Annotated in this window: 11 protein-coding genes; 5 read left to right on the top strand and 6 right to left on the bottom strand. The window is 74.2% G+C overall.

Annotated features, from left to right (window positions below; genetic code table 11):
• Positions 1-53: 53 nt before the first annotated feature.
• The 3 genes from BZY54_RS07415 to BZY54_RS07405 form a co-directional block, all read right to left on the bottom strand.
• Positions 54-1,526: a glycoside hydrolase family 18 protein gene (locus BZY54_RS07415; protein WP_086723803.1), complete on the bottom strand. Its 1,473-nt coding sequence runs from the start codon at positions 1,524-1,526 to the stop codon at positions 54-56.
• 116 nt (positions 1,527-1,642) lie between these two features.
• Positions 1,643-3,046: a sensor histidine kinase gene (locus BZY54_RS07410; protein WP_086723801.1), complete on the bottom strand. Its 1,404-nt coding sequence runs from the start codon at positions 3,044-3,046 to the stop codon at positions 1,643-1,645.
• A complete protein-coding gene (locus BZY54_RS07405; RefSeq protein WP_167413958.1) occupies positions 3,043-3,747 on the bottom strand; it encodes a response regulator transcription factor in 705 nt (234 codons plus the stop codon). The genes BZY54_RS07410 and BZY54_RS07405 overlap by 4 nt, the downstream gene beginning before the upstream one ends.
• 139 nt (positions 3,748-3,886) lie before the next feature.
• On the opposite strand from BZY54_RS07405, the gene BZY54_RS07400 reads away from it, so the two are divergent.
• Positions 3,887-4,414, top strand: a complete 528-nt coding sequence (locus tag BZY54_RS07400) for a hypothetical protein (RefSeq protein WP_086723808.1) — start codon at positions 3,887-3,889, stop codon at positions 4,412-4,414.
• Positions 4,415-4,557: 143 nt separating this feature from the next.
• On the opposite strand, the gene BZY54_RS07395 is transcribed toward BZY54_RS07400, so the two are convergent.
• A complete protein-coding gene (locus tag BZY54_RS07395; RefSeq protein WP_086723795.1) occupies positions 4,558-5,427 on the bottom strand; it encodes a spermidine synthase in 870 nt (289 codons plus the stop codon).
• A gap of 90 nt (positions 5,428-5,517) precedes the next feature.
• Complete coding sequence (locus tag BZY54_RS07390; protein ID WP_086723805.1) at positions 5,518-5,913, bottom strand: hypothetical protein; 396 nt, start codon at positions 5,911-5,913, stop codon at positions 5,518-5,520.
• Positions 5,914-6,210: 297 nt separating this feature from the next.
• Between BZY54_RS07390 and BZY54_RS07385 the strand changes: the two genes are divergently transcribed.
• A complete protein-coding gene (locus BZY54_RS07385; RefSeq protein ID WP_086723793.1) occupies positions 6,211-7,719 on the top strand; it encodes an NsdA family TPR-like regulatory protein in 1,509 nt (502 codons plus the stop codon).
• A gap of 79 nt (positions 7,720-7,798) precedes the next feature.
• Here the strand turns inward: BZY54_RS07385 and BZY54_RS07380 are convergent, their stop codons facing one another.
• The gene (locus BZY54_RS07380) at positions 7,799-8,395 is read right to left on the bottom strand and encodes a histidine phosphatase family protein (protein ID WP_086723791.1); all 597 of its coding nucleotides are present in this window, start codon (positions 8,393-8,395) and stop codon (positions 7,799-7,801) included.
• Positions 8,396-8,621: 226 nt separating this feature from the next.
• Between BZY54_RS07380 and BZY54_RS07375 the strand changes: the two genes are divergently transcribed.
• The 3 genes from BZY54_RS07375 to BZY54_RS07365 are packed head-to-tail and all read left to right on the top strand — an operon-like array spanning position 8,622 to position 12,326.
• Positions 8,622-9,581, top strand: a complete 960-nt coding sequence (locus tag BZY54_RS07375; RefSeq protein ID WP_086723789.1) for a phosphatase PAP2 family protein — start codon at positions 8,622-8,624, stop codon at positions 9,579-9,581.
• A complete protein-coding gene (locus BZY54_RS07370) occupies positions 9,532-10,722 on the top strand; it encodes a hypothetical protein (RefSeq protein ID WP_086723787.1) in 1,191 nt (396 codons plus the stop codon). Before BZY54_RS07375 ends, BZY54_RS07370 begins: the two co-directional genes overlap by 50 nt.
• Positions 10,713-12,326, top strand: a complete 1,614-nt coding sequence (locus BZY54_RS07365) for a hypothetical protein (protein ID WP_086723785.1) — start codon at positions 10,713-10,715, stop codon at positions 12,324-12,326. Before BZY54_RS07370 ends, BZY54_RS07365 begins: the two co-directional genes overlap by 10 nt.
• Positions 12,327-12,430: the final 104 nt, after the last annotated feature.

The raw sequence follows: 12,430 nt of genomic DNA, 5'->3' as shown, positions 1-12,430 counted from the left end.
ACGACTCGATACGCGCCCTAGGGGAGTGCCGCGCCCCACGGGGCCGGTCGCGCTCAGCCGAAGGCGCCGAACGCCTTGGAGAAGGCGAACGGGTCCTGGGCGATGGAGCTGCAGGTGGCGTCGGCGGTGGGCTTGGTGCCGCCGGGGCACTGCTTGTCGCGGGTGGCGGACCACATGGCGAGCCATCCGAGCCCCTTGGACTTGGCGAAGTTCACCAGCTGGGTGGCGTCGTCGACCTTGAAGACCTCCGAGGAGACGTCGTTGACGCCGATCATCGGGGTGACGGCGACCGTCTTCCAGGCCGCGCTGTCGGACAGGCCGAGGACCCCCTTGACCTGCGCCTGGGTGGCGGTGGCGGCCTGCTCGGCGTAGGTGCCCATGTCGCCGTTGTAGGAGGCCCCGTAGTCCATCGCCATGATGTTGACGGTGGAGATCTTCACACCGTTGGACTTGGCGTTCGACAACAGGTTCACGCCGTCCTGGGTCAGGCCCTCGGGCATGACGGGGAGGGTGAAGGAGACGTCCAGGCCCGGGTGCTGCTGCTGGAGCTTGGCGATGGCCTGGGCTCGGCGGGTGTTGGCGGCCGTGTTGGGCAGCGCGCCGCCCTCGACGTCGAAGTCGACCTCGGTGAGCTTGAACTGGTCCACGGCCTTGCCGTACGCCGCCGCCAGCACGTCCGCCGATGAGCAGGTGGTGGCCAGCTCCGAGCCGGAGGCGCCGCCGAAGGAGACGCGCACGTCGCCGCCCTTGGCGCGCAGCGCGCCGATCTGGGAGGCCACGCCGTCGCTTCCGAGATCGGTGACGCCGCCCCACTTCGGGGTGCAGCCGCCGCCGTCGGTGACGAAGGCCAGGTTGTAGTTCTTCACGCCGGTCGCGTTCGCGCTCGCCAGCAGGTCGAAGGCCGGGTAGAGGGAGGTGTCGACGTAGGGCGAGAAGCCGGCGGAGACGGTGGTCCCGGTGCCCGTGGTCTGGGAGGGCGTGGGGATCGGCGTCGGCGTGGAGGTCCTGGTGGGCGTGGGAGTCGGCGTGGAGGTCCTGGTGGGAGCCGGCGTCGGGGTCGCGGACCGGGTGGGCCGGCCGCTGGGCTCCGGGGTGGGGCCGTCGTCTGCGGAGCACGTGGTGTCGTCGATGCGGCAGCCGGTGGGGTCACCGGTTCCGTCGACGACGAAGCCGACGGTGACCGACTTGCCCGGGGCGAGCCCGGCGGTGTCCCACTTGGCCGGCTTCACGGTGACGTGCTGCCCGCTGACACTGGACTGCCCGTTCCACAGCGAGCCGAGCTTCGCTCCCGCCGGCAGGTCGAACTCCAGCGTCCAGTCCTTCTCCGTCTGGCCGCTGTTGTTGGTGACGACGTACTGCGCGGTGTAACCGGTGGACCAGTCGCTGGTCTTGGTGTAGGCGGCGTTCACACCGGCCGCGTTCGCGGTGCCGGTGAGCAGGACGGCGCCGCCACCGACCACGGCCGCGGCCACGAGGCCGCCTATCGCCTTGTTCCTGCCACTGATCCTGCGCCGGTGCGTGCTCATGTCGCGTGCCTGCCTTCGCTGTTCGCGGGGGGGGGGGGAGGTGCGGCAGCACGCTAGCGATCTCGAAGGGGACAAACGGCTTGATGCGGGCGGCGGTTGGAGGTCTTAGGCTGCGTTTAAGGAAGGGATCGGGGACGGTTAAAGGTGGAGACCGATTTGCCCGATCGGCGCCTGCGTACGGTCCTCCGGTGCACCCTGCCCGCGGGCTTGCGTCCGCCCAGCTGGAACCAGATGCGCACCTCGGTCCCGCCCAGCACCGAGGCACCGATCCGGACGTCCCCGCCGGTGGACTCCGCCAGGCGCCGCACGATGTCCAGGCCGAGCCCGGTGGAGCCGTCGCTGCCCGAGCCTCTTCCGCGCAGCATGGCCGCGTCCGGGTCGGGTATGCCGGGGCCCGCGTCGGAGACGAGCACGATCACCGCGTCGTCACCGTTGTGCACGTCGACCGCGAAGGCCGTGCCCTCGGCGGTGTGCCGGAAGACGTTGCCGAGCAGGGCGTCCAGCGCGGCGGCGAGGTCGGCGCGGGCCACGGGCACACGGACCGGCCGCCCGGCTCCGGCCACCCGCCACTTGCGTCCCTCGTCCTCGGCCAGCGCGGACCAGAACTCCATCCGCTCCCGCACCACCTCGGCCGCGTCGCAACCCGCGCCCGAACCGGCGGCCGCCGTCTGCGGCTTGGCCTGACGGGCCGTGCGGATGATGGTGTCCACCTCACGCTCCAGCTGGGCGACCGCGGCCCGGGTCTGGTCGGCGGCCGGACCCTCGCCGAGAGAGGCGGCGTTCAGCCGCAGCACGGTCAGGGGCGTGCGCAGCCGGTGGGACAGGTCGGCCGCCAGCTCCCGCTCGTTCGCCAGGAGTTGGACGACCTGGTCGGCCATGGAGTTGAACGCCACCGCCGCCAGCCGCAGTTCGGTCGGCCCCTCCTCGGGCACCCGGGCGCCCAGCTTGCCCTCCCCCAGTTCGTGCGCGCCCTCGACGAGCCGTTGCGCGGGCTGGACCATCCGGACGCCGAGCCGGTCGGCGACGGCGACCGAGCCGACGATGAGCGCGACGCCGACGCCGGCGAGCACCGCCCAGGCCGTGCCGACGCCGTTGGTGACCTCGGCCTCGGGGACGTAGACCTCGACGACCGCGATGGCGCCGGAGCCGAGCGCGACCGGCTGGAGCAGCGTGAACCCGCCGGGCACCTCGGTGGTGGAGGCGCGGCCCATCCTCCGCACGGTGGTGATGTCCGCGTCGGCGGCGTGGCGGCGGCCGACGTCGACGGCCGGCTTGCCGTCGACCGCCGGTATGTGCACGGCCATCTGGGCGTCCGAGCCGGCCGAGGCGACGACCCGTTCCAGCGGGTCGCGCTCGGTGGTGATGGACAGCGCGGGCGCGAGGGCCGCGGCCTGGCGCTCGGCGCCCGTGAAGGCGCGGTCGCGAGCCATCTCCTTGACGACCAGTCCGAGCGGGACCGCGAAGGCGACCACCACCATCGTGGTGACCGCCAGGCAGACCTTGACCAGTGCCCATCTCATCGCGCCGGCTCCGCCCCGGGCGGCTCCAGCTTCACGCCCACGCCCCGCAGGGTGTGCAGATAGCGGGGCCGGGCGGCGGTCTCACCCAGCTTCCGCCGCAGCCACGACAGATGCACGTCGATGGTCTGGTCGTCGCCGTAGGACTGCTGCCACACCTCGGCCAGCAGTTCCTTGCGCGGGACGACCACACCGGGCCGCCCCGCCAGGAAGGCGAGCAGGTCGAACTCGCGGCGGGTGAGGTCCAGTCGTACGCCGTCCAACTCGGCCTGGCGGCGCAGCGGGTCGACGGTCAGGCCGCCGACGCGCAGGACGGTGGACGGCGCGGCCTCCGCGGCGCCGGAACGGGCACGGCGGAGCACGGCGGCCATGCGCGCGGACAGGTGCTCGACGGAGAACGGCTTGGTCAGGTAGTCGTCCGCCCCGGCGTTGAGCAGCCGGACGATCTCCGCCTCGTCGTCGCGGGCGGTGACGATGATGACGGGGACGTCGGTGATGCCGCGCAGCATCTTCAGCGCCTCGGAGCCGTCCAGATCGGGCAGTCCGAGGTCCAGGACGACCACGTCGAAGCGGATGTGGGCGACCTCGCGCAGCGCCTCCAGTGCCGTACCGACGCTGCGCACGGTGTGCGAGGCGTCGGTCAGGTGCCGGATGAGCGCCGAACGTACGAACTGGTCGTCCTCGACCACGAGCACGCTTGCCATGCGCCGCACCGTACGCCATGCGCACCGAGCCGGTGCGGGCCTGTGGACAACTGCACGCCGTCCCCGACCACCTGTGGACAACCTCACCCCGGCCGTCTCCCGGGGACACCGCTGGGGCGCGTGAGGCACTATGGCCGCGATGCACAGAGGACTCGTACACGTACTGGCCTGGTCGCTCGCGACGAGCGCGGCGGTCACGCTGTCGTGGTGGGGCGTTCACACGGTGATGGCGGGCACCGCCTACGACCCGCCGCGCGCCCTGCCCATCACGGCCGCCGGGGCGAGCACGCACGACTCGACGCCCCTTGCCTCCTCCACGCACCGGCCGGCCCCGTCGAAGAGTCCGTCGCGGCGGCCGAGCGAGCCGTCGCGCACACCGGCCGCCCCCGACGCCTCGAGGTCGGCGCCCGCCTCGAGCCCCACCGGCCCCTCCCCCACCGTCTCCGGCCACATCAAGAGCTACGACACGGCGGGCGGCCGGGCGGTCTTCGACCTCGGCACGGCCTCCGCGACCCTGGTCTCCGCGACCCCGGGCACGGGCTGGTCGATGCAGGTGTGGAAGACGTCGGCCTGGATCCGGGTGGAGTTCACCTCGGGCACGGACCGGGTGTCGGTCATCTGCACCTGGCACGACGGACCGCCGCATGTGGAGGTGGGCACCTACTAGGGGCTGTCCGACGAATGAGGGGAGGACAAGGAGGGGTGTCTGGCGCGAGCGTGCGTGCCGGGCGCCGGGACGCCGCGGGTATGTGTCGGACACCCCCAGTGCCTGTCGGGCACTTGGGCTGCGCCGGTCCGCCCCGGCGGTGCTCAGCGGAAGACGGAGGGCGGCGGGGCCGGTGAGGCGACCGCGGCGGCGTCCGTGACGGGGACGGCTCCGCCGGTGAAGTCGGCGAGGGCGCGGCCGTGTTCGACGCGGCCCGGGTGCGGGTCGGAGGCGGCGCGGCGGGTCAGTTCGGCGACCGGCAGCGGGAGGTCGCCGGCGACGAGCACCGCGTTGCCGAAGCGCTTGCCGCGCAGCACGGTCGGGTCGGCCACCAGGGCGAGTTCCGGGAAACGGGCGGCGGCGGTGGCGATCTGGCTCCGGACGTGGGTCAGCGGCGGGCCGTCGGCGAGGTTGGCGGCGTAGAGTCCGCCCGGCCTCAGGGCCCTGCGGACCTCGTCGAGGAACTCGGTGGAGGTGAGGTGGGCGGGCGTACGGGCACCGCTGAACACGTCCGCGACGACCAGGTCGGCCCAGCCGTCCGGCACCTTGGCGAGCCCCGCTCGGGCGTCCAGCGACCGCACCCTGATCCGGGCGTTGGCATCCAGCGGCAGTTCGCGGCGCACCAGTTGGACGAGGGCCGCGTCCCGCTCGACGACCTGCTGGGTGGAGCGGGGCCGGGTGGCGGCGACGTACCGGGCGAGCGTGAGCGCGCCTCCGCCGAGGTGGACGGCGTGGATCGGTTTCCCGGCGGGCGCGGCGAGGTCGATGACGTGCCCGAGCCGGCGCTGGTACTCGAAGGACAGATACGCCGGGTCGTCCAGGTCGACGTACGACTGCGGGGCACCGTCGATCAGCAGGGTCCAGCCCCGTGCCCGCTCGCGGTCGGGTATGAGCTCGGCCAGCCCGCCGTCGACCTGTTCGACGACGGCCTGGACGCCTCCGCGCTCACGGCGCGGGTTCCTGGACCTTCCCATGGGGTCATTGTCGCAAGCGGCGGCGGGCCGCACGCGCGGGAGCCGGCCCGGGCCGGGCGTCCCGCCCCCGGCACCGGCGCCGCCGGGGTCTCAGCAGCAGCTGTCCGCCGCCTCGATCATCCGGGCCGCCTCGCCCAGCGCGCGCCGGAGCACCGCGGGGTCCGTGGCCGGGTCGGCCTCACCGGGCGGCACCAGCCAGTCCGAGCCCGCCACCGGCGGCTCGGGGTCCAGCCGCAGGCCGCGGCCGTCCGTCCTCGTGCACGTGCTCCCCGGTACGTCCCAGCCCGCGGCCGTGCCCGCCGGCACCACGAAGCCCAGCGTGTCACCGCCGTCGTCGTGCAGTACGGGCCCCACGGCGTCCCTCGCCCCCCGGCGCAGGATGTCGACGGCCTCCAGGCCCTGCCGTGCCGGCACCGTCACCAGGTCGCACCCGGTCCCGGTCGCCTGCGGCGGCGCACAGGGATCAACGCTCCGGTTGGTCTGCATCCCGGCCTCCACCACGCATACCCCTCCTCGTGAGCGAGCGGGTCGGGAGTCGGGCGGCTCCCGGTCCACCGGGTTCAACGCGGCAACGCGTCAACGGCTACGCGCAAAGTCAGCCGCAAAGGATGGCAGTTCATGGCAGATCACGGATGAGATATCCGGTTTGTAGCCAAACGCAGCGTGGCGGCCCGGACACAGCAGGTACGTTCTTGCTCGCCGGAAACAGGGTGCCACTCGGGTAAGTCGGACAACTCATCCCGTATCCGGCATGGTTCGACGGTTCGCACGAGAGGCCCGGCCATGGCGTCGTCAACGGTGACCTCGTCTCAATCCCCCCGGCCACCGCGGCCGAATCTCGCCTTCCGGCGACTGCGCGGACAGCGCTCGCCGGCCGAGTTCGCCGCGGCGGTGCGGCGGGCCGCCCGCGAGATCGGTGAGCGGGTCAGCTGCGACGCGCGCTACATCGGCCGGGTCGAGGCGGGCGAGATCCGCTGCCCCAACTACGCCTACGAGCGGGTGTTCCTGCACATGTTCCCCGGCCGCACACTCGCCGACCTGGGGTTCGCGTCCCGCTCGTCCGTCCGCGGGCGAGCGGCGCGTGAGCATGCCGACGACGCGCCCCCCGCGCGCACCACGAGCCGGGAACGCGCCCCGCATGAAACGGCGGGGGCGGACCACCCGTATCACCCGTACGACGAGTACGACCCGCAGGGCACGCACGAGTCGTACGGCACGCACGATCCGTATGACCCGCACGACCCGTACCACCCGCACGAAGACCACGAGGAGAGCGACGTGCTGCGTCGCGCATTCATGACCCGCGGGGGCGCCACGGTGGCCGCCGCCTCGCTGGGACCGCTGGGGTTCGCCTTCGACGCCTCCGCCGCGGACCGCCCCGTCCGCCGTGTCGGGGCGAGCGAGGCGGGCGCCCTCGAAGAGGCCGTCCGCAGAATCCGGTTGCTCGACGACCGGCACGGCGCGGACGGTCTCTACCGGCGCGCGGCGGCTCCGCTGCGTGCCGCGTACGCGCTGCTCGACGCGGGCGCGACCCGGCAGGCCACCGCTGACCGTCTGCACTCGGGCGCCGGTGAACTGGCCATCTCGGTGGGCTGGCTGGCCCACGACTCGGGCCGCTTCGACGACGCCCGCTCGCACTACGCGGAGGCGCTGGCCACCGCGCGTGTGACCGGAGACCCGGCCCTGGAGGCGCACGCGTTCTGCAACACGGCGTTCCTCGCGCGCGACGCGGGACGGCCGCGGGAGGCGGTGCGCGCCGCGCAGGCCGCCCAGCGCGTTGGGCGCGGGCTGGGCTCGGCGCGGCTGATGTCGCTGCTCGCGCTGCGCGAGGCGGGCGGCTGGGCGGGGCTCGCCGACCACACCGGCTGTGCGCAGGCGCTCACCCGCGCTCAGGCTCTGTACGAACGAGGCCCCTCGGACGCGGACCCGGAGTGGATGAGCTTCTACGGGGAGGCCGAGCTGGAGGGGCTGGAGGCGCAGTGCTGGTCCACGCTCGGCGACTGGGAGCGTGCGGCACGGCACGCGCGGCGGGCCGCACACCTGCAGGACCCCCACTTCACGCGGAACATCGCGCTGTACACGGCCGAGCTGGCCGACGACCTCGCGCGCGTGGGGCGTCCCGACGAGGCGGCGGCGGCCGGGATGCGGGTCATGGACCTCCTGGACCAGGTCCAGTCCTCCCGCATCCAGACGATGCTGGCGGGGACGGCACGGTTGCTGCTGCCGCACCGGCGGGCCGGTGGGGTCTCCGAGTTCCTCGAGAGGCACGCCAGCGCGCCGCGGCAGGCGTGACCCGGTCGCGGGCGGCCCCTCCCCGGCGCGGGCGAGTGCCGGCCCGCCCCCGGCCCCGACGGCTGCGGCGACTACTCCGCTACTCCGCGAGGTGCCCCAGGTCGTTCCAGCTCTCGATGGCCGGTTCGCCGTAGGCCCAGCCCAGCACCGACAGCGACGTCGGGTTGAGGCGTATGCGGGCCGCGAAGTCGAGCGGCAGTCCGAGCCAGCGCGCGCCGATGGACCGCAGGATGTGCCCGTGGGCGAAGACCAGCACGTCACGGTCCTCGGCACGCGCCCAGGCCACCACCTCGTCGGCGCGGTCGGTCAGCTCGGCGAGCGTCTCCCCGCCCGGGACGCCGTCGCGCCAGATGAGCCAGCCGGGCCGCTCGTCCTGGATCTGCTGCGGCGTCAGACCCTCGTATGCGCCGTAGTCCCACTCCATGAGCGTGTCCCAGCACATCGCGCGGTCGCCGAAGCCGGCCAGTTCGCACGTCTCCCGCGCGCGGGACAGCGGGCTGGTGCGGACCTCGACGCCGGGCAGGCCGTCGAACGGCGCCCGGTGCAGCCGCTCACCGAGGAGCTTTGCGCCGCGCCGGCCCTCCTCCAGGAGGGGGACGTCGGTCCTGCCGGTGTGCTTGCCGGACAGCGACCACTGGGTCTGTCCGTGCCGGGCCAGCAGGATGCGCGGTGCCATGGGGAGCCCTTCCGGGAAAAAATACGATCTTCAGGCGTAACCCCTCCATCATCGCGCACCTTGTACGTGAGCAACCCGGGGGGCGAGGTCTGCGTCTTGAGGGCCGGGGCGCCCCACGGGGGTGGGTGCATACACCGTAAAGTGGCACGACCGGCCGGACACCACCGGAGATCACCGGGAGCCGCAGCACCGAGAAGAAGCGACGACACACGGGGAGGGGCATCGGATGCCGCAGACCGAGGCACCGGCACGGCGCATCGAGGCGGCCCCGCGGACCCGGCTGCGCTGGTGGACCGAGCTGCCGCTGATCCTGCTGGTGTACGGCTGCTATTCGGCGGGCCGGCTGCTGGCCCGTGGTGACGTCTCCAGCGCCGTCGACCACGGTCTGGCGATCCTGCGCCTGGAGAAGCTGCTGCGACTCAACGCGGAGCATCCCCTCAACCGCCTGTTCACGCGCGAGCCCTGGCTCGGCGTGCCGGCCGACTTCTGGTACGCGTCGCTGCACTACGTGGTGACGCCCGCGATCCTGGTGTGGCTGTTCCGGGCGCGCGCCGCGCACTACCGCGCGGCCCGCACCTGGCTGATGGGGTCCACCTTCATCGGGCTGATCGGTTTCACGCTGCTGCCGACCTGCCCGCCCCGGCTGCTCTCCCCGGACTACGGCTTCGTGGACACCATGGCCCACTACAGCTCGTACGGCTGGTGGGGCGGCCAGGCCAGCGCACCGCGTGGCCTGGGCGGCATGACGAACCAGTACGCGGCCATGCCCAGCCTGCACGTGGGCTGGGCGCTGTGGTGCGGGGTCATGCTGTGGCGGCACGGCGGCACGCGCTGGGCGAGGGCGGCCGGAGTCGCCTACCCGCTGCTGACCACGCTGGTGGTGATGGGCACCGCGAACCACTACTTCCTGGACGCGGTCGCGGGCGTGGCCGCGATGGGGGTCGGGCTGTTGCTCGCGCCGTTCCTGATGCGGGGCCTGGACCGGGCCCGGACGGTGCTGGCGGCCCGCGGCCCGGCCCTCGCCGGGCGCTCGGGCGGCGCGGGTTCCCCGATTGTCAGTGGCGGATGCCAGACTTCGGCGGGTGAGCGAATTCCACGGCAGCGCGAAGCACGGTTCGGTTCCGGAGCCGAGCCGGGTGCCTCCTCCCAGGACGCGGGGGACGGCGCTCCGGCACCGGCTCGCTGAGCTGCGCGGCTCCGGCGTACCGGCCCGGGCGCTGGACGCCCGCGCGCTGGCGGCGCTGGCCGCGAACCCGGGCTGCAGGCGGCGCGCGATCCTGGACGGGGCGGGCGTGGACAAGGCGGTGCTGGCGGGCGCGCTGGGGGCTCCCTCGGCGTTCGGTCAGTCGCAGTTCGCCTTCATGCGGGGCAACGCGTTCGAGGCGCGGGTCAAGGCCGACGGCGGTGCGGAGCTGCTGCGGCTGGTGCACCAGCGGCTGGACGCGGGCGCGGAGCCGCCTCAGAAGGCCCTCGTTCCGGACCTGGCCGCCGCGGGCCCCGAGGGACGCGCGAAGCGTACGGCGCTGGCGCTGCGCGAGGCGACGGCGGCGGGCGGCTGGACGCTGCTGGACCACCCGATGCTCGCCCTGGAGGTGGCGGGCTCCCCCGCCTACCTGGAGCCGGACGCGGTGGTGGTGCACCCGGACGGCAGCTGGACGGTCGTGGAGATCAAGTCGTTCCCGATGCTGGACGGCTCCGCGGACCCGGCGAAGGTCGGCGCGGCGGCACGGCAGGCCGCGGTGTACGTGCTGGCGCTGGAGGAGGTGGCCGCCCGGCTCGGCACTGAGCCCGGGATGCGGAGCGCCCAGGAGCGGACGCCGGCCCCGCGCGTGCGTCACCGGGTGCTGCTGGTGTGCCCCAAGGACTTCTCCAACCTGCCCACCGCCTCCGCCGTCGACGTGCGCAAGCAGCGCGCGGTGACCGCCCGCCAGCTGGCGCGCCTGACGCGCATCCAGGACATCGCCGACACGCTCCCCGAGGGGGTGTGCTTCTCCCCCGAGCTGCCCGCCGAGGAGCTGACGGCCGCGGTCGAGGCGGTCCCGGCGACGTACGCGCCCGAGTGCCTGGCCGCCTGCGAGCTGGCCTTCCACTGCCGGGCACGCTCCCGCGCCCGGGGCGCGGTGACCGCCCTGGGCCGCTCGGTCCGCGCCGAACTGGGCGGCCTGACGACGGTGGAGGACGTCCTGGCCGCCGCGCACGGCGAGGCGGGTGACCCCGAGGACCCGGCCGTGGCCGCCCTGCGCAGGGCGGCGCGGCTGCGGGCGGAGGCGCTGAGCGGCCACCGGGAGGCGGCACCCGTCCCTCGGCAGGAGGCGGCATGTCGCTGATCGCCACTCTCGCCCGGCTGGAGGCCGTGCGGGCCGGGCGCGCCCAGCCCGCCGCGACCGTCCGCCACCGGCATCTGTCCGAGCGTCCGCTGGTGTTCGTGCCGCTCACCACCGCCGGCGAGGCGGGCGCCCCGCTGGGCGCGCTGGTCGGCACCGACCGGGACGCACCCCGGCTGCTGGCCGTGCCGCAGCCGCGCGACCGGGACCTGCGGTTCGCGTTCCTGGCCGAGCTGGCCGACGTCGTCCTGCCGTACATCGACTCCCACGCCGACGCCGTGGAGGCCGCCGAGCGCAGCGAGACCGACCCGGAGACCGGCAAGCGGGTCAAGGTCGAGGTCGAGCTGTGCGCGGACGCGCCCCAGCTGATCGTGCCGAGCCGGGCGGGCATCGACTTCGTGCGGCTGCTCGGACGCTCCATGCGCTTTCGGCGCACCGCCGAGCAGGATCCCGAGGCCCCGCACCCGGCGCCGCCCAGGGTGCCGCTGCTGGGACGGTGGCTGACCCACTTCGGGGAGCGGGCCCGCGTACCCGGCTCCTCGCTGCTGCTGGCGCTGAGCGATGTGCTGGCCCGGCACTGGACCACCGGCCAGTCCAGCCTGGAGGACCAGCACCTGGGGGCGCTGCTGGCGTGGATCGCCCCGCCCCAGGGCGCCTCGGGCGCCGAGGCCGCCCTGCGCGCGGAGCTCGCGCGGGACGCGGTTGGGCAGCTTGAGTGCCCACCCGCGGGCCCGGCCACCGACCCGGCCTTCGACAACAGGCTGCTCGCCCCCGCCATCGAGCGCTACGACCGCGCGCGTTCCGCTCTCGCCGCCTCCGAGGACGGACTGGAGGCGGACGACCGGCTGGGCTCCCTCACCACGGCCGAGCAGGACATCCGGAGGCTCGTCGAGCGATGCGCGCTGCCCACCTGGGAGAAGGTCTGGGACGGCCTGGACCTGCTGCGGACGCTGCCCGAGGGCGCGCACGTGGAGGAGCGGTGGACGCGCGACCGCTGGTCGTTCACCGGCCACCGCGACCGCGTTCTGGCCGGCGAACCGCCGCAGCCGCGCCGCGACGACGCGGTGACCGCGGCGAACAAGCTGGCCACCCGCGAGCGCGAGCAGGCCCGCCTGGACGCCCAGGAGGCGCTGGACGACCCACTGGTCATGGCGGGGCGGCGGCTGGCCGGGGAGGCGTTCGCGGGCGAGGTGACGGACGTGGTCATGACGTACAGCGAGGGAAAGCGGCCCAGCCCGCGCCCGCTGGTCACCGTGCGCACCGACGACCGGCCGCACCTGGGCGAGCGGGTCCGGGTGTACCGCTCGCTGGGCGGGAAGCCGCAGTCGGCGGAGTTCGTCGCCCGCGAGGAGGACGGCGGCCCGGAGACGGACGGGACGCTCATCGTGCTGCGGATCCTCGACAAGATGGGCCGCGGCAAGGAGCCCGAGGCCGGTTCCGTGCCGGAGAAGGGCGACCACCTGTGCTTCACGCTGTTCGAGCACGAGCAGCGGGGCGGCGCGAAACTGCCCGACCCGGAGCAGACCCCGTGGACGCACGGCGGCCCGCCGGGCGAGGAGAGCGTGCCGGAGGCCCCCGACCCGGTGACCGAGGAGGACGTGCTGTGACCGCCCCCGCGCACCCCGCCCGCCCCGCCGCCCAGGACAACCCGGGCGGCGTGCGTGACCCGGAGAGCGCCGCTTTCGACCCGGGCACGGCAGCCGCCCGGGTT

It is taken from the genome of Streptomyces carpinensis (genome assembly GCF_002154505.1).
Lineage (GTDB): Bacteria > Actinomycetota > Actinomycetes > Streptomycetales > Streptomycetaceae > Streptomyces > Streptomyces carpinensis.
This window is presented reverse-complemented; position numbering and strand designations above follow the sequence as displayed.